The organism is Nocardia sp. CA-107356 (genome assembly GCF_050946365.1).
Lineage (GTDB): Bacteria > Actinomycetota > Actinomycetes > Mycobacteriales > Mycobacteriaceae > Nocardia.
The window spans coordinates 564,492-589,963 of the sequence record NZ_CP191992.1 but is presented as its reverse complement, the minus strand read 5'-3'; the positions used below and the strand labels follow the sequence as shown (position 1 = coordinate 589,963).

21 protein-coding genes are annotated in these 25,472 nt (G+C 66.4%); 8 read left to right on the top strand and 13 right to left on the bottom strand.

The features are described 5' to 3' along the window. Positions 1–361 precede the first annotated feature (361 nt). The 7 genes from ACQP1G_RS02655 to ftsH all read right to left on the bottom strand — a co-directional run bounded on the left by ACQP1G_RS02655 (position 362) and on the right by ftsH (position 6,961). The gene (locus ACQP1G_RS02655; RefSeq protein ID WP_433197990.1) at positions 362–1,417 is read right to left on the bottom strand and encodes a DUF6779 domain-containing protein; all 1,056 of its coding nucleotides are present in this window, start codon (positions 1,415–1,417) and stop codon (positions 362–364) included. A gap of 70 nt (positions 1,418–1,487) precedes the next feature. Next, complete coding sequence (locus ACQP1G_RS02650; RefSeq protein ID WP_433208063.1) at positions 1,488–1,958, bottom strand: DUF3180 domain-containing protein; 471 nt, start codon at positions 1,956–1,958, stop codon at positions 1,488–1,490. Positions 1,959–1,960: 2 nt separating this feature from the next. After that, positions 1,961–2,506 carry a 2-amino-4-hydroxy-6-hydroxymethyldihydropteridine diphosphokinase gene (folK, locus tag ACQP1G_RS02645; protein ID WP_433197988.1) on the bottom strand — a complete coding sequence of 182 codons (546 nt, stop codon included), beginning with the start codon at positions 2,504–2,506 and terminating at the stop codon, positions 1,961–1,963. Beyond that, a complete protein-coding gene (folB, locus tag ACQP1G_RS02640; RefSeq protein ID WP_433208060.1) occupies positions 2,503–2,910 on the bottom strand; it encodes a dihydroneopterin aldolase in 408 nt (135 codons plus the stop codon). The genes folK and folB overlap by 4 nt, the downstream gene beginning before the upstream one ends. Before the next feature lie 17 nt (positions 2,911–2,927). Continuing rightward, on the bottom strand, positions 2,928–3,761 hold the full coding sequence (gene folP, locus ACQP1G_RS02635) for a dihydropteroate synthase (protein ID WP_433208057.1): 834 nt from the start codon (positions 3,759–3,761) through the stop codon (positions 2,928–2,930). Positions 3,762–3,817: 56 nt separating this feature from the next. Then, positions 3,818–4,408: a GTP cyclohydrolase I FolE gene (gene folE, locus ACQP1G_RS02630; RefSeq protein WP_433208054.1), complete on the bottom strand. Its 591-nt coding sequence runs from the start codon at positions 4,406–4,408 to the stop codon at positions 3,818–3,820. A 174-nt stretch (positions 4,409–4,582) separates the two neighbouring features. After that, positions 4,583–6,961 (bottom strand): ATP-dependent zinc metalloprotease FtsH, encoded by a 2,379-nt coding sequence (gene ftsH / locus ACQP1G_RS02625; RefSeq protein WP_433197987.1) that lies wholly within the window; start codon positions 6,959–6,961, stop codon positions 4,583–4,585. Between the two features lie 355 nt (positions 6,962–7,316). On the opposite strand from ftsH, the gene ACQP1G_RS02620 reads away from it, so the two are divergent. Then, on the top strand, positions 7,317–8,264 hold the full coding sequence (locus tag ACQP1G_RS02620; protein ID WP_433197985.1) for a hypothetical protein: 948 nt from the start codon (positions 7,317–7,319) through the stop codon (positions 8,262–8,264). Here the strand turns inward: ACQP1G_RS02620 and ACQP1G_RS02615 are convergent. Beyond that, a complete protein-coding gene (locus tag ACQP1G_RS02615) occupies positions 8,244–9,077 on the bottom strand; it encodes a DUF1266 domain-containing protein (protein WP_433197983.1) in 834 nt (277 codons plus the stop codon). The genes ACQP1G_RS02620 and ACQP1G_RS02615 overlap by 21 nt on opposite strands. 340 nt (positions 9,078–9,417) lie before the next feature. On the opposite strand from ACQP1G_RS02615, the gene ACQP1G_RS02610 reads away from it, so the two are divergent. Next, the gene (locus ACQP1G_RS02610; protein ID WP_433197981.1) at positions 9,418–9,678 is read left to right on the top strand and encodes a DUF2277 domain-containing protein; all 261 of its coding nucleotides are present in this window, start codon (positions 9,418–9,420) and stop codon (positions 9,676–9,678) included. 11 nt (positions 9,679–9,689) lie between these two features. Here ACQP1G_RS02610 and ACQP1G_RS02605 read toward each other — a convergent pair whose 3' ends face one another. After that, a complete protein-coding gene (locus ACQP1G_RS02605) occupies positions 9,690–11,006 on the bottom strand; it encodes a PucR family transcriptional regulator (protein ID WP_433197979.1) in 1,317 nt (438 codons plus the stop codon). Between the two features lie 160 nt (positions 11,007–11,166). On the opposite strand from ACQP1G_RS02605, the gene ACQP1G_RS02600 reads away from it, so the two are divergent. The 3 genes from ACQP1G_RS02600 to ACQP1G_RS02590 all read left to right on the top strand — a co-directional run bounded on the left by ACQP1G_RS02600 (position 11,167) and on the right by ACQP1G_RS02590 (position 14,900). Then, on the top strand, positions 11,167–12,774 hold the full coding sequence (locus ACQP1G_RS02600) for an aldehyde dehydrogenase family protein (RefSeq protein ID WP_433197977.1): 1,608 nt from the start codon (positions 11,167–11,169) through the stop codon (positions 12,772–12,774). Further along, complete coding sequence (locus ACQP1G_RS02595) at positions 12,771–13,604, top strand: SDR family oxidoreductase (protein WP_433197975.1); 834 nt, start codon at positions 12,771–12,773, stop codon at positions 13,602–13,604. The genes ACQP1G_RS02600 and ACQP1G_RS02595 overlap by 4 nt, the downstream gene beginning before the upstream one ends. 402 nt (positions 13,605–14,006) lie before the next feature. After that, positions 14,007–14,900: a LysR family transcriptional regulator gene (locus ACQP1G_RS02590; RefSeq protein WP_433197973.1), complete on the top strand. Its 894-nt coding sequence runs from the start codon at positions 14,007–14,009 to the stop codon at positions 14,898–14,900. Positions 14,901–14,909: 9 nt separating this feature from the next. Here the strand turns inward: ACQP1G_RS02590 and ACQP1G_RS02585 are convergent, their stop codons facing one another. After that, on the bottom strand, positions 14,910–16,280 hold the full coding sequence (locus ACQP1G_RS02585; protein ID WP_433208051.1) for an amidase: 1,371 nt from the start codon (positions 16,278–16,280) through the stop codon (positions 14,910–14,912). 870 nt (positions 16,281–17,150) lie between these two features. Between ACQP1G_RS02585 and ACQP1G_RS02580 the strand changes: the two genes are divergently transcribed. From ACQP1G_RS02580 to ACQP1G_RS02570, 3 genes are read left to right on the top strand one after another with little or no spacing between them, the layout of a single operon-like run. Next, positions 17,151–19,334 carry a serine/threonine-protein kinase gene (locus ACQP1G_RS02580; RefSeq protein ID WP_433208048.1) on the top strand — a complete coding sequence of 728 codons (2,184 nt, stop codon included), beginning with the start codon at positions 17,151–17,153 and terminating at the stop codon, positions 19,332–19,334. Beyond that, positions 19,331–21,580 (top strand): protein kinase domain-containing protein, encoded by a 2,250-nt coding sequence (locus tag ACQP1G_RS02575; protein ID WP_433197971.1) that lies wholly within the window; start codon positions 19,331–19,333, stop codon positions 21,578–21,580. The genes ACQP1G_RS02580 and ACQP1G_RS02575 overlap by 4 nt, the downstream gene beginning before the upstream one ends. Beyond that, positions 21,577–22,317 (top strand): cyclase family protein, encoded by a 741-nt coding sequence (locus ACQP1G_RS02570; protein WP_433197969.1) that lies wholly within the window; start codon positions 21,577–21,579, stop codon positions 22,315–22,317. The genes ACQP1G_RS02575 and ACQP1G_RS02570 overlap by 4 nt, the downstream gene beginning before the upstream one ends. Positions 22,318–22,367: 50 nt before the next feature. Here ACQP1G_RS02570 and hpt read toward each other — a convergent pair whose 3' ends face one another. The 3 genes from hpt to ACQP1G_RS02555 form a co-directional block, all read right to left on the bottom strand. Then, positions 22,368–22,925 (bottom strand): hypoxanthine phosphoribosyltransferase, encoded by a 558-nt coding sequence (gene hpt, locus ACQP1G_RS02565; RefSeq protein ID WP_433197967.1) that lies wholly within the window; start codon positions 22,923–22,925, stop codon positions 22,368–22,370. A gap of 111 nt (positions 22,926–23,036) precedes the next feature. Then, on the bottom strand, positions 23,037–24,086 hold the full coding sequence (gene tilS, locus ACQP1G_RS02560; protein ID WP_433197965.1) for a tRNA lysidine(34) synthetase TilS: 1,050 nt from the start codon (positions 24,084–24,086) through the stop codon (positions 23,037–23,039). A gap of 259 nt (positions 24,087–24,345) precedes the next feature. Beyond that, complete coding sequence (locus ACQP1G_RS02555; RefSeq protein ID WP_433197963.1) at positions 24,346–25,464, bottom strand: zinc-dependent metalloprotease; 1,119 nt, start codon at positions 25,462–25,464, stop codon at positions 24,346–24,348. Positions 25,465–25,472 lie beyond the last annotated feature (8 nt).

The following is a 25,472-nucleotide window of genomic DNA, read 5'->3' as shown; positions in this document are numbered from 1 at the left end:
TCGGACGCGAGACGGGCCGCGAACGGGTCGCTCGTAAGACTCGCTCCGTCGGGGTTGGCGTGGTGTTGATCGTCAACACCCGGCGTACACCAGCCCAGCCGTCGGGACTCGAAGCCTCGTCGTGTGCGCTTCGAGGGCTCGGATGTGCGACGGGCCGTGAACCGGTCGCTCGTAAGACTCGCTCCGTCGGGGTTGGCGAGGTGCGGATCGTCAACACCCGGCGTACACCAGCCCAGCCGTCGAGACTCGAAACCTCGTCGCATGCGCTTCGACGGCTCGGATGTGCGACGGGCCGCGGACGGGTCGCTCGTAAGACTCGCTCCGTTGGGGCTCGGCGTGCGAGTTCACCGCTTGGGCGCTGTTAGCGGCCGGTGCGGCCGTTTTCTTCCGACTGCAGGTTGGCCATGATCTCGGCCACTGAAAGGCGGCGCGAGGAATTGCCGGAATCGGCGTCCGGATCGACCCGGCGGCGTCTGCGGGAGGTGGCGGTGCCGGGGGGTGGGACGGCGGTCGTCGGGTGCGGGGTTGGTTCCGGATGTGGGGTCGACTCTGGTGTCGAGAAATCGAGCGACGAAGGCTGGGGTGGGGTCGGCTCCGACGGCGACAAGCGCGGTGGCACGGTCGGTTCCAATGGCTCCAGCCGCGGCGGGACCCCGGTCTTTTCCGGATCCTCGGTGAACGCGTCGGCCCAGCCGAGCGGTCCGGTGTGGTGCGAATCGTCGAAATTGATGTCGGTGTTCTCCGAGTCGTATCCGTTGAGATCGTCGATAGATACGACAGCGGTCTCCGCGGTCACCGGATCATCGAAGGGGCTGGCGAACAGCGGTGTCTCCGGATGATCGGATACGAAGACAGGAGTGAAGGTGCTAGGAGATTGCTGAGACGCCGCGTCCGGCCAGCCGTCGGCATTCGTCGAGCTATTGTTGGACGAATTTCCAAATGCGCTCGGCAACTCCTGAATCCGGGTCGAATCGGCGCGCAACGCGGGGCGATCCATCGGCAAGTCGCCGTCGAAGAGCCGCTGCAGGCTCTGCCGGAGCACAGTCAGTTCGGCGCGCAGGGCGGCCATTTCGGCCGCATCGGCGCCGACTTCCTCGCGCACCCGCGCCTCGACGCGGAGTTCGTATTCCCGTCGCGCGGTGACCTCGCGCTCCAACTGGAGCTCGTACACCGTCTGCAGGTCACGAACCTTGGCCTTATCGATCGTGGCTTCCTTGCGGTACCGCGTCGCGGCCAAAGCGCCGATAACGGCCGCCCATAGCGCCGCAACCAAGCCGATCCGGACAAACTGCAGACGGTCGCTGAAAACCAGGAAAACGCTGGCAACCAGACCGAGCAGAATCAAAACGCCAATGAACAATTTTCCCGCGTCGTCCCGCCGTCGACGAGAGGTGCTGCTACGGGAGGGCGAAACCATGCACGCCAGGGTAGCTTGATCAGCCAGCCGCGCCCAGATTCTCGCACGGTGATTCCAGCGATATTATTTGCTATGTAGTTGCCGGATCGTCCGATGGGTCCTCGGGGGCCCGGCAGCAATACTCCAGCCACAGCGCCGCAGCAACCAAAGCGACCCCGGCCAGCATCCCGACAATGGCGCCGGGGCTGTCCGCACCCGCCGCGTTCAAGGTGCCGCGCTGCGGAAAAACCCAGAACAGGAAACCCAGCCAGACACCGGCGGCGAGCGAACCGACCTGCGCGGAGGCCTTGGCGAGCGCGACCGCACGGGCCGCGGTGATCGGATGCAACTGATGGGTGCCGTCGCCGATCTGATGTTCGTTGACCCGCGAGCGGATCACGAAGCCGAGCGCCACCTCGATCGCGGCCACCGGGTAGAGCGAGGCACCCGCATAGATCGAGATCGGCGGGAAACTGCCGTAGGCCATACGCGTGAGCAGCCACGCGATGACAGCCGCGACAACGACATTCGCGACGAGGTCGAGGATCCGGGTCGGCTTCAGTTTCACCACACCGACCCCTCCGCGGCTCTGGCCGATCCCGGTAGGGCGAATTCGGTCGACCGGACACCCGCGCGTTCGGCCGCGCCGAGTTCGGCGAGCAGTTCGCGCACCGGCCGCACGGCCCCGTCGACTTCGAGTACCGCGTCCGGCTGCACATCCAGCCACGGGATCAGCACGAAGGCCCGATTGTGCGCCTGCGGATGCGGCAGGGTCAGTTCCGGATCATCGCTGCGGCAGACCTGTCCGCCCTCGACGCACCAGACCACATCGACATCGAGAGTTCGCGCACCCCAGCGCACCTCGCGCACCCGCTCTGCGGCCTGTTCCAGTTGCTGGCCGATGCGCAGCCAGTCACGCGCACCGAGTTCCGGATCTTCCACCAGCACAACGGCATTGAGATAGTCGTCCTGTTCGACACCGCCCCACGGCGCGGTCGAGTACACCGGCGATACCGCGGCCACCCGCGGCCCGAGCCCATCGATAACGCTGCGCAAATGCGCGAGCCGGTCGCCCAGATTCGAGCCGATCGACAGCACAGCGCGACTCATACCAGCGCCCCCCGCTGCCGCGAGGTGACCACGCGGACATCGGCGAAGGTATGCGGAATCGGCGCGGACGGCTTGTGTACCACCACCTCGACGGCCCGGATGCGCGGATCGGTCATCACATCGTCGGCGATCTCGGAGACGACCTTCTCGATGAGATTGCGCGGCGGGCCCTGGATGATCCGGACGGCGCGCTCGGCGAGGCCGCCGTAGTCGATGGTGTCGGCCAGATCGTCGGTGGCCGCGGCGGCCGCGAAATCGGCCCATACCGTCAGGTCGACCAGGAATTCCTGGCCGTCGCGGCGTTCGTGGTCGAAACAGCCGTGATAGCCGTAGGCGCGCAGCCCGCGCAGCTCGATCCGGTCGGGCTGTCGCGGCCCACCCGTCTCCCGGCCACCACCCCGCATCGAATCGCTGCGCGATGCTAACTCCATGTCGTCGCTCCTCGCGTGCTGTGCCGGGCGGCGCGCTGCCAGGCGTCGGTGACGGCGATGGCATCCAGCGAGGCGCGCACATCGTGGACGCGGACACCCCAGGCCCCCTGCAGGGCGGCCAGCGCCGATACCGTCGCGGTGGCGGTCTCGCGGCCGTCCGGCGGGCGCGGACCGGTGTCATCGGCGAGCAGGGCGCCGAGGAAACGCTTGCGGGAGGCGCCGATCAGTATCGGCAGACCGCGGCCGACCAGCTCGGGCAGAGCACCGAGCAGTGCCCAATTGTGTTCGGCGTTCTTGGCGAAACCAAGGCCGGGATCGAGTACCAGCCGGGACCGGTCGACTCCGGCCGCGACGGCCAGCTCCACCTGTGCGGTCAATTCGGCGAGCACTTCGGCGACCACATCGTCGTAGTGGTCGGCCGGACCGGTGTGCCGATAGTCCGCGCCCGCCCGCCAGTGCATGAGGATCCACGGAACCTCGGCCGCCGCAACGACTTCGACCATCTCGGGATCGGCGCGCCCGCCGGAGACGTCGTTGACCACCGAGACACCGGCGGCGATCGCCGCGGCCGCGACACTGGCCCGCATGGTGTCCACACTGGTCGGCACGCCCGCAGCTACCAATCCGCGAATTACGGGAACCACCCGCGCGGCCTCGGTTTCGGGATCGATCCGAACCGCACCGGGCCGGGTCGACTCACCACCGATATCGATGATGTCGGCACCCGCCTCGTACAACTCGATGCCGTGCGCGATGGCCAGACTCGGATCGAGGTAGCGGCCGCCGTCGGAGAAGGAGTCGCTGGTGACATTCACCACGCCCATCACCACACAGCTACGACCGCACCGCGCGAGTCCGTGCAGGTCCACCGCGCCGTGCCTCACTTCCGCAGGATCAGATCGAGGGCCTCGGCCCGCGAGGCGGCATTGGACTGCAGCAGACCGCGCACCGCGGAAGTAGTGGTACTCGCGCCGGGCTTGCGGATGCCACGCATGGCCATGCACAGGTGCTCGGCCTCGACCACGACGATCGCACCGCGCGGATCCAGCTTGCGCATGATGGCGTCGGCGATCTGACTGGTCAGCCGCTCCTGCACCTGCGGACGCTTGGCATAGAGATCAACCAGCCTGGCCAGCTTGGACAGTCCGGTCACCCGGCCGTGCGGGCCGGGGATATAGCCGACGTGCGCGACACCGTGGAAGGACACCAGGTGGTGCTCGCAGGTCGAGTACATCGGGATATCGCGCACCAGTACCAGTTCCTGGTGGCCTTCGTCGAATGTGGTGTTCAGCACCGAATCCGGCTCCATGTAGAGCCCGGCGAACATTTCCCGATAGGCGCGGGCGACCCGCGAGGGCGTATCGATCAAACCAGGACGGTCCGGGTTCTCGCCGACCGCGATCAGCAACTCCCGGATCGCCGCCTCGGCGCGGTCCTGGTCGAACTTGCTGCCGGTCTCGAGTGCGATCAGATCCGGCTTGGCCGAACCAGAACCGTATAACTGGACCTCATCCCCGTCGTCGACGGCAGCGTTGCTATTCCCGTGGCCACCGACGTGATTGTTGGCAGACAAGCGAGACACCTCCAAAATCTCAGGCACCGGCAATCACCCGGCACCCAGATGGTCGAGCCTAATCGCCACTGGTCAGTGCCGACCGTTCGGTCCATCCCAATCGTGGTTCTCGCCATCGTTATTCCCGGTACCGTTGGCGGGCTCGTCATAGGGGTCGTTGGCGCGCCCCTGCTGACCCCACGGCTGCTGCGGTTGTGGGTATCCGTGGCGCGGCTGCGGCTCGCCCTGGCGGCCGCCGTAGCCGGGCTGACCCGACTGCTGCTGCGGCTCCTCACGCGGCGGCCAGCCCGGCGCCGACCAACCGGCGGGGGCGCCGTAGTCCGGTCGAGAGCCATGCGTCGATCCCGGCCGCGGGTATGCGGGGGCGGGCGCCTGCGGCAGCGGATAGCCGGCCGCGGGCGGCTGGGCGTAACCGCCGTAGCGCGGTTCCTGGTAGCCGCCGTCCGGGTAGCCGTTGGCCGCGGCGGGTTCGCGCTGCGGCAGCTGCGGCGTGACCGACTCCTGCGGCGGCCACGGCTCACCGCGTTCGGCGGCCAGTTCACCCGGGGTCTTCACCGGCGGCTTGTCCGAGGGGACGCGGTCGCCGAAATCGTTGAACGCGGTGATCCGCGGCCGCTTATCCACTGCGGCGAGAATCTCCTCGAGATCCTTGCGGTGCAGCGTCTCGCGCTCCAGCAGCGCCGTTGCCAGCACGTCGAGCACATCGCGATATTCATTGAGGATGGCCCACGCCTCGGTGTGCGCGGCCTCGATGAGATTGCGCACCTCCTCGTCGATGGCGCCAGCGACCTCGTGCGAGTAGTCCGAACCCATGCCCATCGAGCGACCGAGGAACGGATCGCCCTGCTCCTGGCCGTAGCGCACCGCGCCGAGACGCGCGCTCATACCGTATTCGGTGACCATCGCGCGGGCGATCTTGGTGGCCTGGTCGATATCGGAGGAGGCGCCGGTGGTCGGCTCGTGGAACACCAGTTCCTCGGCCGCGCGGCCGCCCATCGCCATCACCAGGCGGGCGATCATCTCCGAGCGGGTCATCAGGCCCTTATCGTCCTCGGGCACCGTCATGGCGTGGCCGCCGGTGCGACCGCGGGCCAGGATGGTGACCTTGTAGACCGGCTCGATATCCGGCATCGCCCACGCGGCCAGGGTATGGCCACCCTCGTGGTAGGCGGTGATCTTCTTCTCGTGCTCGCTGATGATGCGGCTCTTGCGGCGCGGACCACCGACCACGCGGTCCACCGATTCCTCGAGCTGCTCGCCGGAGATCACCGCGCCGTTCTCGCGGGCGGTGAGCAGTGCGGCCTCGTTGACAACATTGGCCAGATCCGCGCCGGACATGCCGACGGTGCGCTTGGCAAGGCCGTCGAGATCGGCCTCGGGCGAGATCGGCTTGCCCTGCGAATGCACCCGAAGGATGGCGCGTCGCCCGGCCAGGTCCGGATTGCTGACCGGGATCTGGCGGTCGAACCGGCCCGGACGCAGCAGCGCGGGGTCGAGGATGTCAGGGCGGTTGGTCGCGGCGATCAGGATGACGCCGGTGCGATCGCCGAAGCCGTCCATCTCGACGAGCAACTGGTTCAGGGTCTGCTCACGCTCATCGTGACCGCCCCCGAGGCCAGCGCCGCGCTGGCGGCCGACCGCGTCGATCTCGTCGACGAAGATGATGCACGGGCTGTTCTGCTTGGCCTGTTCGAACAGGTCGCGCACGCGGGAAGCACCGACACCGACGAACATTTCGACGAAGTCCGAACCGGAAATGGTGAAGAACGGCACACCGGCCTCACCCGCGACGGCACGCGCGAGCAGCGTCTTACCGGTACCGGGCGGGCCGTAGAGCAGCACACCCTTGGGGATCTTCGCGCCGAGTGCCTGGTAGCGCACCGGATTCTGCAGGAAGTCCTTGATCTCGTAGAGCTCTTCGACGGCCTCGTCGGCACCGGCCACATCCGCGAACGTGGTCTTGGGCATGTCCTTGGACAGCTGTTTGGCCTTCGATTTACCGAAGCCCATCATGCCGCCGCGACCACCGCCCTGCATGCGGGACATCACAAAGATGAACAGTCCCAACAAGATCACCATCGGCAGCACGAACAGCAGGATCTGGGTGAACCAGCTCTCCTGTTTGACCACGGTGTTGAAGGGCGCGCCGGACTTCTGCACGGTGTCGAAGACCTGGTTGGAGGTCTCACTGCCACCTGGGTACTTGGCGATGATCTTCTTCGAGCCAGAGGTGGCGTCGTTTCCATTGCTCAGCTCGATGCGCAGCTGCTGCTCACGGTCGTCGATCTGGACGTTCTTGACGTTGCTCTTGTCGTTGAGCTGGCTCAACGCCACCGAGGTATCGACGCTCTTCCAGCCGCGTGTGTCATTGCCGAAATAGCTGAACGCATAGATCACGAGGAAAATACCCGAGACTATGGCCAGGGTGCGAAACACTGTCTTGCGGTTCATAGAGCGTAGGCCGGGCGGCCAGTCCTTTCCGGTTTCTCCGGTGCATGCCTAGCGTGGCGTCGGGCGCGTCCCGTCCAGTGGTTCGGATGCGGACAGGCCACGTTACCGCGTACGGTCTAGTCGATACATCGCGCAGTTCGGCAGCTGGTGTAGTTCGACAGGTAAACGGCCGGGGAACGTCCGTGGTTCCCGAGGTCTCCGGTCGGGGTTACTCCAAGTGGTCACAATCATGTCATGTTCGGCCTATCGTGAGCGACGACACAACACCGCGGTGCGAGCGACGGGCCCGAAGGCGGTAGCTTGCGTAACCCACGTAGGCCCCCGGGAGCACCGTATACAACAGAGCGCAGGGGGTATGGACATAGTCGAGCTACGGACACCCACAGCGATACTGCGGCACGGACGCGGGCGATTGATAGTGCTGCGACCGGGCAGCGACGGCGAGCGCGTACTGGACGTGCCGGTGACCGACCTACTCAAGGTCCGGCTGAACCGACGTGCCGACGACGCGGTCGTCATCGAGATCTACCTGCGTTATCCGACCCCCGTGCTAACCGGCGTACCCGCCGACCGCACACCACTGCCCGTCCTCATCGCCGAGCACGACTTCCCCGCGGCCGCCGAGATCGTCGAGCGCATCAACGACCAGATCCTGGCCAGCCAGCGCATCGATGTCGCCGCCCCCGACCTACAGCCGCCAGCCCCGCAGTGGGGTAAGGGCGGGCCGACCCGAGCCGACGTCGATCGCGCCGTGCGGCGGATGGCCCCCAAGCGCGATGCCAAGTCGGCGATAGCCGCACTACATCGCTACGTCACCGCCGACGAATATGTGCTCGAGACCGCGATCGCCGTCGCGCACCCGCCAGCGGGTACCGGCCCCGGACTGCTCGCCGCGACCACCGAGCGATTGCTGTTCATTTCCATCGGCACCGGCGACAAATACGCGCACGAGCTACCCATCCCCGCCGTCCTGTGGGCACGCACCACCGAGGGTGCCGCGGCGGCGCCGGGCGAGATCGGTTCGGCGCACGGCGCAACCGGCATCGATGTGCACGACGGAAATGCCACACTGCGTTTCACCGGCACCGATCGCGCCGATACCGAACGGGTCACCTGCGCGGTCAATTTCGCGGTCCGGCGCGATTCCGCGAACGGTGCGGCCGGCCCGGCCGATCCCGGTGTCGCCCAGCTCTATTCCGAGTGGGAGTTATTGGTGGAACGGCATTCCCTCGGCATGGTCGACGACGGACAGTTCCAGCGTTACGGCCGCGGGATACTGCGCTCACTTCCCGACGGGAACTGATTGCAGGCTGATTCGCCGCCAGGGGCTGGTGGGCCGCAGCCACAGGCGCAGCAGCTCCGTGCGCCGATCGACGCCGCCGTTTTTCAGTTCGGCCAGATCCTCGCAGGCCTGCCAGTAGGTCCAGCCGGTCATGTAGGCATCGCCGAATTGGCGCCAGTTCTGATATTTGCGCTGCGCCAGCGGCAGTGCCCGCATCAGATAATCCCAGGCCAGCTCGGCGTCGAGATAGCCTGCGGTGAAAGCCATTCGCGCGACCGCGACCACCCGGGCCAGATCCCAGGCATGGATATCACTCGGCAGCGGCCGGGCCAGATGATCGGTGAAACCGATCTTGATCGCCTGCGACCAAATGTCGTAATCGCGGACCAGCGCCTCCGGATTGTCCATACCGCGGAACGAACCGACCTGACGCAGGAAAGCCCGATGCCGATCGGCCCGCTCACCGAATCGGTCGCGTTCACTGGCATTGATCGATGCCATCACCAGCGGATGCACCATTGCGTACAGCGGCGCGTGCATACCCTCGAGCAACTGTTCCATCGAGGCCTGCGCCTCGGTGCCGTCGGTAATGCCCCACGCGCCGGTCAACGTATCAATGGCGAGTTCGCGGCGGTCACCGAGCGGATGGTCGCGCTCGGGCCCGAGCAGCAGCGCGTCATGGAAGGCGTCCCAGCGCGCCGAATAGAAGCCGCCGAGCGAAAGTGCACGCAGTTCCTCGTCCGATACCGCCGCGCCGGACCAGTGATCCTCTTCCCGCTTATCGAGCTCGTCGTAGGGGAATGTCGTCAAGGTGGGTACACCGCGGGCAGGCATACCCCGATTGTTCCCCATCGATCTTGGAAGAGTCTGTGTAATCGAAATCGAATTGCCCGGCGTTGGTTACCACCGTGCGCGACTCGACCATCCGCAGTAGTGACCACCACGCAGCGAGCCTTATGAGCGAGGAGTTCGTGGCCCGTCACGCGTCCGCCCGAGGGCGCGACCATCGAACTCGGCCGAGTCGTCGAAGCGCATGCGACGGACGGAGTCGTGATTCATGGCGGCGCCGCGAGCGACTGCTTGCAGGTCACTCGAAAGGGTCGGACCCGAGACACGAGGGGGCGCAAATACGCAGCACGCAGCGCTGCAAATCAAACACCGCTAGTGTGCACCCATGAGTAGCAACATCACCCTCCTTCGTGGCCTGGATCCTGCGCCTACCGAGCAGGAAATCTATGCTGCCGCACTGCAGTACGTGCGTACGGTCGGTGGCGTGTCCGGCCTGAGCACCACAACCAAGGCAGCCGTCGACAAGGCGGTGAACGCCATCGCGGCCGCGACCACGCAATTGCTCGCGGATTTACCGGACGTTCGGGTCGCACCGCCCATCGAACCGCCACTACGCCGCGAACGCCAAGGCGCGGAGGCGGAATAGTTCGTAGCAGTTCAAGGTAGGGCGTCCACACCGTAGGTGGCGACGCAGGCCAGTGCGATCTCCAGCGGCAGACTGCGCGCTTCGATCGGATGGCCGAGCAGTTCCTCGATCCGCTGGATCCGGTAGCGGACCGTGTTCTTGTGCACACCCAGTAGTTTCGCCGTGGCCTCCGGGCTGCGATGGCTCTTCAGATACGCGTGCAGTGTTTCGCGCAGGCGTGTGGCATTGGCATCACGGCCCGCCAGCGCGCGTAATTCGCGCCCGATCAAACCGCGCATGGCCCCGTCGTCGGCACCGGCCAGATAGGCGATCTCCACTTCGCGATACGCGGTGACACGCGCTCGATCCGCTCCGCCGCGCTCGGCGACGTGCCTGGCCGCGACGGCCTCGTGATGGCTCTGCCGGAATCCGGCGGCCTGTGCGGCGGGCACCCCGAACGCGACCCGCACCGGCGACTCGACCTGACCGAGCACGGTCCGCTCGATCTCCCCGGGCACCGCCAGTTGGGCGGCATGCGCCTCATCGTCCAATCCCGCCCAGGCCCACATGCCGCTCGCACCGGAGGCGACGGTGAGCACATGGCTACTGCCGAGCGTCGCACCCAATCGCGTCGCCACCCGGTCCAGTAGCCCGCTCAACTCCCCGTCGCCGCCGGGCTCGCCGGTGGTTTCATCGGTCCACAGCACAAAGGCCAAATGCTGCTTGGCAAGTCGGTAGCCGAGCCGGACCGAGGCCTGGTCGATATCGAGTTCGTCACCGGCGAGTAGGGCACGCACGATTTCGGTGCGGCGGTTCAGCGCGGCGCGCATGACGCGCTCGCGTTCCTCCATGTAGGTATCGGTCAGCGTCTCCACCGAAATGCTGACCCATTTGGTCGAGCGCTCGAACAGCCGCAGCATGACCGCGCGCTCGATCTCCGGTGGCGGGCGCCGTTCATCGACGGCGTCGGTCATATAGTCGAGCACCGCCTCTTGGCCGACATGATAGGTCCGCAGCAGCAGCCGCAGATCGTAACCGCGGCGGGCGAGGGTTCTGGCGAAAGCGTGCGCCTCCTCCGGCAGAGCGAATTCGAAGGTGTCGCGAGTGAGATTGGCCAGCACCACTCTGGCGTGCGCCCTAGTGCTCGCAGCCAGGTCTCGGCGCATATCGCGATCGGCCAATTCCGGGATATGCGCGATGATCGCGTTGTCGAGGCGGTCGACGACCTGTTCGAGGGCCTGGGTGCGCATCGTGTCGTAGACGTATTCGGCCAGCCAGTCGCGAACCACTTCGCTGTTCGGGCCGATCGCCGCCGGCCGCGCGGCGCCGCTGGGCGAGGCAGCGGCCATAATTCCTCCGAATTGTACTTTGAGAACAAATTAGGCCGAATTCGTTGACAAAACGATCCAAGAATGTCCTGCAATCTTGTGCCACGATCATAGGTCAGTGAACTGATTCACAGTAATCAGCGACAGCGGTTCACAGCACAACGTCAGTGGGAGAACAGCAGTGACCAACACCGAATCGGTGCCCGACGTGGCCGAGAAGACGACGGCGCGCGCGACAGCCGCCGAGCAAGCGGATCCGACACTGATCGAGGTGCGCAATCCGGGTACCGGTGCGGTGGTCGGCACCGTGCCGAACGAGGGCGCCGATGCGGTCGCGGCCAAGGTCCGTGAGTTGCGCCTGTACCAGCCGGAGTGGGAGGCCCTCGGCCCCGACGGCCGTAAGGAATGGCTGCTGAAGCTGCAGGATTGGATCATCGACAACACCGAGCAGCTCGCCGATGTGCTGCAGTCCGAGACGGGTAAGCCCCGGGTGGACGCGCTGATCGACCCGGCCTTCTCCACCGATCTGATCGGCTACTACGCGCGCCGGGCCGCCAAATTCCTCGCCGACGACCATCCGTCGCCGCACAGCCCGCTGGCCCGGGTCAAGAAGCTGACCACGGTGTACAAGCCGTATCCGGTGGTCGGCGTGATCACGCCGTGGAACTTCCCGCTGGCCATGCCGGTCATCGATGTGATCCCGGCGCTGGCCGCCGGCGCCGCGGTGATCCTCAAGCCGTCGGAGGTGACTCCGCTCTCGGCGGTCGAATTGGCAAGGGGCTGGGCCGAAATCGGCGCGCCGCCGGTCTTCGCCGTGGTCACCGGTGCTGGCGCGACCGGCGCCGCGGTGATCGAGAACGCCGACTACATCCAGTTCACCGGTTCGACAGCGACCGGGCGCAAGATCGCGGCCGGCTGCGTCGAGCGGATGATCCCCTACAGCCTGGAATTGGGCGGTAAGGATCCGGCCATTGTGCTGGCCGACGCCGATCTGGATCGCGCCGCACACGGCATCGCTTTCGGCGGCATGTTCAACTCGGGCCAGGTCTGCATCTCGGTGGAGCGGGTCTACGTCGAGACGCCGGTCTACGACAAGTTCGTCGCCAAACTCACCGACGCGGTCAAGAATCTGCGTCAGGGCCTCGACGGACGCGAGTCCCAGCACGACGTCGGCGCGCTCGCCAACGAGAACCAGGTCCAGATCGTGCAGCGCCACGTCGACGAGGCCGTCGCGGCGGGCGCCAAGGTCACCACCGGCGGCAAGCGGACCGGTGTCGGCACACTGTTCGAACCGACCGTGCTCGTCGATGTCGACCACACCATGTCCTGCATCACCGAAGAAACCTTCGGCCCGACCCTGCCGGTGATCAAGGTCGCCGACGAGGCGGAAGCCGTTCGGCTGGCCAATGATTCGATCTACGGCCTGTCCGCCTCGGTCTGGACCGGGGATAAAGCGCGTGGGGAGCGGGTGGCCCGTGAACTCGATGCCGGAGCGGTGAATATCAACGACGTCTTCGTCAATCTGTTCAGCTTCGCGCTGCCGATGGGCGGCTGGGGGCAGTCCGGTGTCGGCGCGCGCTGGGGTGGCCCGAACGGCGTCCGAAAATACTGCAGGCAGAAGGCGATCACCACCCCGATCCTGCCGACCCAGCAGAAGGAACTGCTCTGGTTCCCGTACCAGATGCCGAAGGTGCTGTTCGGGCTCGGCGCGATGCGCGCGGCAGGGGCACGTGGTCTGCGTCGAATCGATATCCCCGCGATTCTGAAGCTCAAGGGAGACAACAAGTGACACAGGCGGCGAAGATTCGCGGCAAGGTCGTTGTCATCACCGGTGGCGCGCGCGGCATCGGGCTGGCCACTGCGACCGCGCTACAGGCGCTCGGCGCCAAGATCGCGATCGGCGATATCGACGAGACCACGGTCAAGGAGTCCGGGACCGCCCGGGATTTCGACCTGTACGGCAGGCTCGACGTCACCGATCCCACCTCGTTCGAAAGCTTCCTCGACGAGGTCGAGCGCACCATCGGCCCGATCGATGTATTGATCAACAATGCGGGCATCATGCCGACCGGCAAGTTCGCGGACGAGCCGGACCAGATCACCCGCCGCATCCTCGATATCAACGTCTACGGCGTGATCCTCGGATCCAAACTGGGTCTGGCCCGGATGCTCCCACGCAAACGCGGCCACGTCATCAATATCGCCTCGCTCGCGGGTGAGACGCATATTCCGGGTCTGGCGACCTATAACGCCAGCAAGCACGCGGTGCTCGGCTTTACCGACACCCTGCGGGAGGAGTACCGGGGTTCCGGTGTCGTGTTCTCCTCGGTGCTGCCGACGCTCACCAATACCGAACTCGGCTCGGGTGTGAGCGGCCCGAAGCTGCTGCGCCCGGCCGAGCCGGAGGAGATCGCCGATGCGATCGTCGCGTTGATCGCCGCGCCGAAATCCAAGGTCCGGGTGACCGCGGTGGCCGGTCTGCTCTCGCAACTGGTGAATCTGCTGCCCGAACCGGTGGCCGATGGACTGGCCAGGGCGCTGGGTTCGAGCAATGCCTTCCTCGACGATGTCGACGCGGCCAAGCGCAAGGCGTACGAGGATCGGGCGCGCAGCCTCTGATCGATCGTCGAGGGCGCCGTGGTCATGTTGTCGCGACCACGGCGCCCTCGCGTTTTCGGCGACCGCAAACTAATTTGTGACGAATATCACTTTACGCGCCCCTAACAGCCTCAACGCAGTTGCGGGCCGGTTTCCCCGGGGGCGATCGACCACATTGCGCCGCACCGAATTGGACCCCGCGACCACGGCTCGCGCCACATCGTTGCTGGTCATACGCCCAACTAGTTTGGACCAGGTCGTACCCGCCACGAGTGCCCAGGATTCGCGGAGTCGATGATGCAAATGACCATGCCAGGCAATATGCTGTCTTTAACAAACCTGCCGACTGTTTCGGCTGCCGTATCCAGACTTTCCGGCCTCAATAGGCTGGAAATTCAGGACTGATTCTGATAGCAAGGGGCTATGGACCCGCATTTGCGCGACCTGCGGTATTTCGTCGCCGTCGCTGAGGAACTGCACTTCACCAACGCCGCCCAGCGGCTGCACATCGCTCAACCCACCCTGTCGCGTCAGATTCGTCAGCTGGAACGCCAGCTCGACGTGGTCCTGTTCGACCGCAACCAGCGCAGCGTCGCACTGACCGTCGCCGGTAAGGAACTGCTCGAAGGCGCCCGGAAGATCCTGGAGCTGTGGGAGGTCACCAACGTCTCACTGCAGGAGGCGGGTGAGGTGCTGCGCGTCGGCATCCAGTCGGCGCTCGGCCGCGGTCTGCTCAACGATCTGGAGAGCGCGAGCGGGCACCGGCTCGCCCTGCACGCCGCCTCGTGGACCGACCCGTCCAGCGGTCTGGCCGGTCGGCAGGCCGACCTGGCTCTGGTCTGGCTTCCGCTGCCCGATCCGAACCGGTACCGCTGGCAGGTGCTGCGCACCGAGCCGCGCTGGGTGCTGCTACCCGAGAACCACCCGCTGGCCGAGAACGAGACCATCGATTTCGCCGATCTGCTCGACGAACCGTTCATCGCGCTGCCCACCGAAGCCGGTGCGGTGCGCGACTTCTGGCTCGGCAACGATGCACGCAATGGCCGTCAGGCCAAGATCGGCGCCGAGGCGGCGACCCCCGAGGACAAGCTGGAGGCGGTGAGCCTCGGCCTCGGCGTCTGCCTGCTCGCCGAGAACAATGTGCCGATGTACCGCTGGCCGGGGCTGACCGCCCGCCCGCTCAACGGGCTCGCACCATGCGAACTGGCGGTTGCCTGGCGCGCCGACGACAATCGGCCGACCATCCTCGAATTCGCCGCACGCGCGGTGGATGGCGGTTTCTCCGTCCAGCATCAGCAGCCTGCCGTCACCGGATAGCGGGCGCTGCTAATCGGACACAGTTCGCTTCCAGGGGTGGATCGACTCGAGTTGCGCGGACAGGCGCAGCAGGGTTGATTCACCGCCGGGCGGTCCCGCGAGTTGGGCGGCGACCGGCGTCTTGGATCCCGGGTGCATACCCATCGGGATCGACGCGGCGGGCCAGCCGACCATATTCCACAGCGGCGTGAACGGTGAATACCGTGCGCTGGTAATGACATTCGCCAACCAGCCAAGGGTATGCCAGGCCCGCGCGCGTGGCGGTGGCGCGGCGAGCGTCGGGGTGATCACCACGTCGTAGCGCTCGAAGAATTCCAGCAATCGCGCCTCGACCCGGTCCAGCTGGGCCGGGCGCACCAGCCGCAGGCGCTGGACCAACCGGCCGAGTGCCAGGTGTCGGCGGGTGCGCGGCTGCAGTTGTTCGGGGCTGGCGACCATTGCGGCCTCGCGGGCAGCGAATGCCAGCCAGCGCAGGCCCACGGAGATAATCGATTCGCCATAGGGCAGGGTCGTGGGTTCCACAAGGTGTCCGGCCGTGACGGCGGCCGCCGCCGCGGTGCGAGCCGCCGCGGTCCAATGCCGATCGACCCGGAAAAAACGCGAGGGCGGCGCAACGGCCAGCCCGATACGTAGTCGGCCCGGCGGCTCTAGCTCGGCTAGGTCCGGGCGCCCGGCCAACACCGACAGCGCGAGCGCCGCATCGCCGACCGTCGTTGCGAACACACCGTTTTCGACCATTCCCGACCAGGAATCAAAGCCGACCTCGGCCGGCACCGTATGCCGCCCCGGCTTGATCCCGAACACCCCACAGCAGGCCGCGGGAACGCGTACCGAACCGAGTCCGTCGCTGCCGTGCGCCACCGGTACCAGCCCGGCCGCGACCGCCGCGGCCGATCCGCCGGCCGATCCGCCGGTACTGCGCGCGGAGTTCCACGGGTTCCGGCTGATCCGGCCCTCACTCTCGGTGGTGCCCCACAGCCCCAACTCGGGAACCGCGGTCAGCCCGACGACCACCGCGCCAGCGGCCCGCAGTCGGCGCACCACCGGATGGTCGGCTGCGGCCGCACCCGGATCCATGGCGGTGGAACCGGCCAACGTCGACTCCCCCTCGACCGCGATGTTGTGTTCGATCGCGACGGGGACACCCGCCAGTGGCAGCACGTCCAGATCGGAGCGCTGTTCCAGTGCGAGCGCCTCCGCCCGCGCCTTGGCGGAGCGGACGACGACGAACGCATTCGTCTTCCGGTTTCCGGCGGCGATCCGGTCCAGCGCGGCGTCGACCGCCACGGACGGTGTCAGCGAGCCGTCGCGCACGCTCGCGGCGATCGTCGCGGCCGGACCGCGTGACATGCCCGATTCGCGTGGCATGCTTGATTCCATCGAAGAATGCACGGCGTCGGCCGCCCCAACGGACACCCCGTCGGCGGTCTGCACCTCCGGGGCTTCGGCCGCCGGAGCCAATGCTTCGTGGCCACGTTCGGCTACCGCCTTCGTGCCCGTAGCTGCTTTTTGCATGTGCTGGTTCTTCCCCGTCGCATCGTTGTCGAAATCGGGTGATCCGGTGTTGAGGCGCAAGTTATCATTTCGATTACTGCTCGGGGGACGATGGCGTCGGGTGTGGCGGAAAATTCCCCGGTACATCCACCGACCGAACACTGCGGATTCTCTGGATCCGCTCAGCAGCTAGGTCAGAAAATGAGTGCAGATTCCGAAAATAGTCACCGAACCGGTCTCGACTCCGATCCGACCCGCGGTTGGGGCGGACCGCTGCTGCGTACCGATAACGACGTTGTCGAAGCCTTCTCCACCGCATGGGAATCGACCGGTTGGGAATCGGCTCCCCGCCCACCGGAGATCGCCGATTTTCTACCCGATGCGGAGGCCCTGCGCCAGGCGGCATTGATCGAATTGATCCGCGTCGACCTGCGACATCGCTGGATCCGGCTGAGCCCTGCGGTACGAGCGACGGGCGCGCAGGCGCCGCATGATCACGAACCGCCCCGGGAACTCCACCAATCCAACACAGTCCCGACGAGGCGCAAGCGCCTTTTCGACTACTGCGCCGAGTTCCCTGAACTCGATCCGGCCGCTATTCCCGCGGGTTTGGTCTACGAAGAGTTCGTCATCCGCAGGCATAGCGGTGAGCGGGTGGACCCCAAGGATTGTCTGCGGGAATATCCCGAACAAGCGGCCGAATTGCGGGTACTGCTCAATGCCGACGACGTCGAACAGAGCACTCGACGGGCAGCGGTGGAGGATTCGGTACTGACCGAGTTCGCCAGAACTCGTGCGGCCGCTGAGCGGACTCAGACGACCCAGAACATCGAGTTGAACGAAACGACCCGACTGAACCGAACCAGTGAGTCTATTCGTAATACTGAGGTGACCCGAGCATCCGTCGATCCCACCGAGCAGACGGCAGCTATCGATAGCACCAAGACAGCAGCCGACGATCTCACCGAGACGGCAGCCGTCGATTTCAGTGAGACGGCGGCCGTCACTCCGACCACGGTCGGAACCGGTCCGGGGAGCTTCGAGGCGCTCGACCGCATCCAGATCGGCCAGTCCATCGACGATTTCGATCTGCTCACCGGTCTCGGCAGCGGCGCCTTCGCCCGCGTCTTCCTCGCCAGGCAGCGGTCATTGCAGCGGTTGGTCGCGGTGAAGATTTCCGCCGACCACGGCACCGAACCGCAGACCCTGGCCCAACTCGATCACGACTACATCGTGCGCGTCTTCGATCAGCGGCTGCTCGGCTCGGAGGATGCGCGCGATCCGGCCATGCGCCGACTCCGGTTGCTATACATGCAGTTTCTGCCTGGCGGCACGCTGCTCGGCGTGCTGCGCTGGCTGCGCGCGACCCCGCCCGCCGAACGTAGCGGTCAACTGCTGCTCGACGCGGTCGACGCGGCCATGGAGGAGAAGGGCGAGATCCGGCCGACCGATTCCAGCGTGCGCACCGAGATCGCCGGACTGAGCTGGCCGGAGACCGTGGCCTGGCTGGGCCGCAGATTGGCCGAGGCGCTCGAATACGCCTCCGCGCACGGTGTGCTGCACCGGGATGTGAAACCGGCCAATATCCTGCTCACGGCCGAGGCGGTGCCGAAACTGGCCGATTTCAATATCAGCTTCAGCCGCAATGTGGCCGGCACCAGTCCGGTCGCCTATTTCGGCGGATCGCTGGCGTATATGTCGCCCGAGCAGTTGGAGGCCTGCCATCCCGGCCGTGAGCGCACCGCCGAGGATCTGGATACCCGCTCCGATATCTACTCCCTCGGTGTGGTGCTGTGGGAATTGCTGACCGGCGCGAAACCGTTCGATGACTCCACCGCGACCGCGACCGAACACGGCGACGATACGGCGCTGGAAGGCATGCTGGAACGCCGCACTGCCGGAGTGGATGACGTTGCGCAGCAACGTGTTCCGCCGGATTGCCCGGCGGCGCTGCGCCGGGTGCTGCTGACCTGTCTGGAATCGGATCGGACGCGGCGCTGGTCCAACGGCGCGATGCTGGCCAAGCAGTTCGATCTGTGCATGGACGCCAGGGCCAGGGATCTGGTCGACCCGCCGCCCGGCAGTTGGCGGCTGCGGCTGCGGTCGTGGCGACTCGTGATCGTCACGCTGGCCATCGGTATCCCGAATATCCTCGCCTCGGCGTACAACATCCAGCACAATCAGCATCTGATAGTGGACCGGCTCCCCGCGGATGCCGGACGCACCTTCGTGATCATCACCACCGTGGTGAACGGCATCTTCTTCCCGCTCGGCGCGACGCTGATCCTGTACATGGGCCGAAGAGTGCTCACGGTGCCGCACGGGCTGCGCCGCGGCCGACGCTACGATCCCGAGACGCTGCGGCTGGCCAGAGCGGATTCCCTGCTGTTCGGCGATCGGGCGGTATGGGTCGTCTTCTCGCTGTGGGTGATCGCCGGATTCACCTTCCCGGTTGCGCTGGAGGTCGCGGCCGGGGATGTGCCTGCACGTGCGCTGGTGCACTTCCTCACCTCGATCGTGGTGTGCGGTGCGATCGCGATGGCGTACCCGTTCTTCCTGGTGTGCTTCTACATGGTCCGCTGCATCTATCCGATCTTCCTGCGGCACGGCGAGATCAGCACCGAGGACGCGGTGTGGCTGCGCGGTCTGGATCGCCGTGCCAATGGGTATCTGGCGGTCGCGGCATCGGTACCGCTGCTCGCGGTGGCCGGAGTGACCTTCCTACCGCCCGACGATATTCCGATGGTGATCGCCGCCGTGCGTGTGCTCTGCGTGGGCGGTATTCTCGCGTTCATCGGCTCCTATCTGCTCTTCCGCGCGCTGGAGGCCGATCTGCGTGCACTGGAGCGGGTGGTGGCGCCCGAGGAATCCCTGGACCGGGAAGTGGTTTCGGCGGGGCGGGAGCGCGGTAAGCCCACCGCGCTGGAGCTGCGATCGTGACATCTGCCGATTTCGCGGATCGCGGCGAGACCGACGCCATCACCACATTCACCGAAGATTGGCAGCGTTGCCTGCGTGGCGAGCTGATCGAGCCACCGCCGATAGCCGAATACGTCCCCGACGGCATCCAGGTGCGTTTGGCAGTACTCACCGATCTGGTCCGGATCGATCTGCGTCATCGCTGGGATCGGGCGGGACTCGGCAAGCGCATAACCGAGTACCGCAAGGAATTTCCCGAGGTCGAGAACAGTCCGGAATTGGTCGACCTGATCAGCGAGGAGTTCCTGGCCCGGCGCCGGTACGGCCCGCTCGAACTGGAGGAATTCCTCACCGAATATCCGGAGCTGGCGCAGGAAGTCCGCGCGCGGCTGACCGAATTCGCGGAGGAAGGTGACACCGCGGCGGATACCGAGCGCGCGGCCGCGCTGGTCGCCGATCTGACTCCGGGTCGCCGCATCGACGACTTCGATTTGATCACCGATCTGGGCGCCGGCACACTCGGCCGGGTCTTCCTCGCCCGGCAACGATCCATGCAGCGCCTTGTCGCCGTGCGACTTTCGGCCGGTCGAGCAGCCAGCGGGCACAGCATGGCGCAACTGGACCACCCGCATCTGGTCCGGGTTTTCGATCAGCGCCTGGTCACTGACACACCGGTTTCGGCACCGGCGGCCGCCGCATCGGCCCGTCTGGTCTACATGCAGTATCTGCCCGGCGGCACGGCAGCCGGGGTGCTCGCGCAGCGTCGGCAGGGCACGCCAGCCGACGGTGGCACCCTGCTGTTGCGCGCGATCGATACCGCCATGGAAGCGAAGGGCGAGATCCGACCGACCGATTCGAGTGTGCGCGCCGAAATCGCCGCGCTCAGTTGGCCGGAGACGGTGGCCTGGATCGGCAGGCGACTGGCCGACGCACTCGATTACGCCGCGCGCCGCAGCGTACTGCACCTCGATATCAAACCGGCCAATGTGCTGTTCACCGCCGAGGGCATACCCAAGCTCGCCGATTTCGCCGTGCGCGCGGCGGCACCGCGATCGATAGCGAATCCGATTGCGGTAGATCCGGATTCGCTGCCGTACCGCTCCCCCGAACAACTGGCCGAACTACTCGACCCGGCCGCCTCCGCACCGGGCCCGCGCAGCGATATCTACTCCCTCGGCGCGTTGCTGTGGGAATTGCTCACCGGCGCGGTCCCCTTCGACGATCCGCCGATGCCCGCCGATCCGGACGCTCGCGCCGAAACCTTCGTGACCATGGTGCGCCTGCGCGAGCAGGGCATCACCGACGCGACGCTGGCGCGCCTGCCCCCGGACACGCCGAGCACCCTGCGCCGGGTGTTGCTGGAATGTCTGCAGGCGGATCCGCATCGACGCTGGCGCAACGGCGCCGAACTCGCCGCCCAACTCGACCTGTGCCTCGACGCGCGCGCCAGGGAGTTGGTCGACCCGGCACCGACCAGCCTGGCCTATCGGTCCCGCAGCTGGCTGATAGCGATCCTCGGACTGTGTGTCGGCGTGCCGAATGTGCTCGCCAGCATCTACAACATCAATTTGAACCAGTCGCTCATCATTGATCGGATGTCGGTGGCCGATCAGGAACGGTTCGCCACGGTGGGGCTGGTCAATAACTTGATCGCCTTCCCGATCGCCGGACTGCTGCTGCTCTTCCTCACCCGTCGCCCGCTGACCATCGGCTTTCGCCTGGCGCGCGGTCGCGAATACTCACCGCGCACGCTGGCCGCGGCGCGGCGCGACACCTTGCACATGGGTGACTGGGCGGTCTGGGTGCCGTTCGGCTTCTGGATGGTCGCCGGGGTGGGATGGCCGTTGGGGCTGGCCTTCTCCGGGGTCGATCTGCCGCGGCAGACGTTCCTGCATTTCTTTGCCGCACAGGTGGTTTGCGCCGCGATCGCACTCGCCTATCCGTTCTTCCCGATCATGATCTTCGCGGTGCGTTCGATCTATCCGCAGCTATTGGTGCGCGGCGGCATCGGCGCCGAGGACGAACGGCAACTGCGCAAGGTCGCTGAGCGCGGCAATTTCTATCTGGGCGTGGCCGCGTCGGTTCCGTTGCTCGGAGTGGCCAGTGCGACCTTCGTCGACGCCGCCGATCTAGACTTGGTGATCGTTCCGGTCCGGATACTCAGCGTCGGTGGCATCCTGGCCTTCGTGCTCACCTATCGGTTGTTCCGCATGCTCGAGGCCGATCTGCTGGCCCTGGCACGGGCGATTCCACAACGGAACCGTTGACCACCGCACGGCCGTTCGGGCGGCTGATCAGTCTGTCCCATGTGCACGATCCGGCGACGACACCGCTATTTCCCGGTGATCCGGAATTCCGCACCGATACCGTCGCGACGGTATCGAACGACGGTTACTACCTGCGCAATATCCAGCAGGGCGAGCACACCGGAACCCATTGGGGCGCACCGATTCACTTCCATGCCGACGGGCTGGCCGCCGATGAACTCGACCTCGAGGATCTATTACTGCCCGCGGTGAAAATCGACGTGCGCGAGCAGTGCGCGCGCGATCGGAATTATGCGATCAGCATCGGCGATCTGCGGCAGTGGGAGATTCGGCACGGGCGCATACCCGATGGGTCGGCGGTGGTGGCGTGGACCGGCTGGGACCGAAAATGGGGGACACCGGAATTCATCGGCACCGGTGAAAGTGCCACCCAGCAGCCGGGATTCGCGGTCGAGACGGTCGAATGGCTATTGCGGACCGGGCGGCTCGGGCGGCGCGGGGCGCTCGGCATCGACACCTTCGGGCCGGATCTGGGGACCGATGAGACCTATGCGGTGTCGAAGCTGCTGTATCGCGAGCACCGGATCAGCCTGGAGTGTCTGGCGAATCTCGCCGAACTGCCTTTCACCGGTGCCTGGATATTGGTCGGCGGGGCGCGCTATCGCGGCGGGTCGGGTTCGCCCGCAACGATATTCGCGATTATGCCGGCGCCTGGCCAGCGCTCGGCTCCGGCATAGCCGCTGGGCGCTGTGTTGTCTGTTCAATCACTGCGTTCACTCACGCCTGATTACGCGCCGCCGTAGACCTTCGGGTCGAGGGTTCCGATATAGGGCAGATCGCGGTAGCGCTCCGCGTAGTCGAGGCCGTAACCGACGACGAATTCGTTCGGGATATCGAAACCGACATGCGCGACGTCCACGTGGGTGCGTAGCGCGTCCGGCTTACGTAGCAGGGTGACGACCTCGAGCGAAGCCGGGTTGCGGGTGGACAGATTCCGCTTGAGCCAGGACAGCGTGAGACCGGAGTCGATGATGTCCTCGACGATCAGCACATTGCGACCCGCGATGTCTTTGTCCAGGTCCTTCATGATGCGCACGACACCGGAGGACGAGGTGGACGAACCGTAGGAGGAGACGGCCATGAATTCCAATTGCGTGGGAATCGGCAACGCCTTGGCAAGGTCGGTCATGAAGAAGATCGCGCCCTTGAGCACGCCGACCAGCAGCAGATCGCCCTCCGGGGCGTCGGTCGGATAGCGCTTGGCAATGAGTTCGGCCAGTTCCTGGGTCTTGGCCGCAATCTCTTCCTCGGTGATCAGCACCGACGCGATATCGCCCTCGTACACGTCAGTTGGTTTCCCTTCCGGTGTTGTATCGGCGGCGTTGCCTGGGCCCTTCGTGGTCTCCGTCTCCGGGCCCGTCGCTCACCGCGGGTGCCGATCCCGATCCATTATGTGTCATCGGCTCCCACGCAGACGCAAAGTCAGCCTGCCATGTTCGCGCGCCGCGACCAACCTGCTACCCGGCACTGCGCCGCCCACGGCGACGCCGCCCTGACCGCGCCATGCGGTAATCAATTCGTCAACCGCCTGTAAATGCTTGTTGGTCAGCGCTTTAGCACCACCGGCCCGCAACCATGCACGGATCGCGCGTCGACGCAAGGCCGCAGGGGCAGTGGCGAGTGTCTCGATCGAGAGGGCCGGGCAATTACTGTCCGCGCGGTCATTGTGGGTATCGGCACCCGCGCTCGCGGCACGCAACAGTTCATCCGCCAGCGCGTCGAGCACCGCACCGTCATCGCGCAACTGCGCGGCCGTGCGCGCCAGCGCCCCCGCAACCCCACCGCCGAGCACCTGCTCCAACAGCGGCAATACCTCATTGCGCAACCGCACCCTGGTGAACTCCGGCGCCGAATTATGCGGATCCTCATGCGGCGTCAACCCGAGATCAGCACACAACTGCCTGGTCGCCGCCCGCCGCACCCCCAGCAACGGCCGGCCCCACGGCTCAGCGAACGCCGCCATCCCCTGAATCGACCGCCCACCCGAACCCCGCGCCAGCCCCAGCAAGACGGTTTCGGCCTGGTCATCAAGGGTGTGCCCGAGCAACACCGGTAACCCGCCCCGCGCCGCATCCAACGCCGCATACCGGGCCTGCCGCGCCGCCGCCTCCAGCCCCCCGGCATTGCCGACCTCGACCGGCAGCACATGTGCCGACCGACACCCGAGCGCCAACGCCCTCGCCGCCGCCTCGGCGGCAACCTTGTCCGATCCGGACTGCAACTGATGGTCGACGACCAGCGCGTCGACCTGCCCCGCCTCCACGACGGCGGCAGCCGTCAGCGCCAGCGAATCGGCGCCCCCGGACAGCGCGACCGCGACGCCCCGCACCGCATCCGGCGCGTAATCGGCCAGCCACCCCCGCACCGCGCGCCGCACCTCGAGCACCGCCGCGGTCTCGGGCAAACGCCGAGATTTCCCCGGCGTCCCGCCAGCCGCACGCCTCATACCCCGGAGACTACCGCCGGATCGCTCGGGACCAACGGGACCCGGCTGCGACGAACACCGAGCCGAGCAGCAGTCCTATGCGGGCAGGCCCGCACCCGCCACCTTCGATGTCGCCGCATCGTCACGTGGGCTTCGAGCCGCGGGTGAAACGGCCGTCGCCGCCGCTTCCGCTCGACGACGAGCTGGGCACCGAAAGACCTTCGAGCACAAGGTAATCCAGCCACGACGCCAGGCCGGTCCCGCATCGGGACGACGCGGACTATCCGAGTACGCGGGTGATCCAGCGTTGGGGGTCTTCGATTTCGTCTGGGCGAGGCAGGGTTTCCGGGTTGGTCCAGATGGTGTTGAAGTGGGTCATGCCGACGCGGTCTACTACGGCGTCCACGAATTTCTTGCCGCGGACATACTGAGCGACCTTCGCGTCCACGCCGAGCAGGGCGCGCAGTATGCGCTGGAGCGGGTTGGAGGGGCGTTTGCGGCGTTGGTCGAAAGCGGCGCGGATGTGTTCGACCGTGGGAATGACGGCCGGGCCGACCGCGTCCATCACGTGGTCCGCGTGGCCTTCCAGCAGCGTGCCCAGCATCAGCAGCCGGTCCAGCGCCTCGCGCTGCGGCGGGGCTTGAGTGGCGCGCAGCAGCCCGACCACGCCGCGCGAATTCGGATCGTCCTGGCCGGTGCCGCGACGGCGGTCGCGCACCTCCTCGACGAGTCGGCCGAGCATATCGGCCATCGGCTCGTCGCCGACCTCGCCGAGGGTGTCGACATTGGCGCGCATGTAGTCGGCCAGCCACGGCGCGGAGGAGAACTGCACCCGGTGGGTCACCTCGTGCAGGCAGACCCAGAAGCGGAAGTCGGTGGGCGAAACCCCGAGTGCGCGCTCCACGGCCATGATGTTCGGCGCCACCAGCAGCAGCGTCCCATCGGGTCCGGTGAACGGGTCGTACTGGCCGAGGATCGCGGTGGACAGGAAGGCCAGCATCGCGCCGGCCTGCACACCGGCGGGTTTGCCGGAGAGCAGACCGGTATCCGACGACCGCGCGCCGGTACCGGTCAGCTGGGACATGGAGTCGGCCGCGGCGGTAATCCAGCCGGGGCGGTCGACGATGCGGGCCGACGGCACCGGTTCGTCATCGAGCAGCCCGCTCACCTCACGGACCGGCCCCTCGGCCCGCACCGAGGCATCGGCGAGTTCGTTGACGACCTGTTCGGCCGAATACCGTGAGGTCCGTGGGCCGGACGGCACCAAGGCCGCGCCGGTGCGCGCGGCAAGTTGCCAATCGACCGCGCCCGAGAATCCGGAGCGCCTGCGCTCGGCCGGAGCGTCCGCACGCGAATCCACAGCGGGCACGCCGCCTGGTTTGTCAGTGCCTTGGAACATGGTCAACC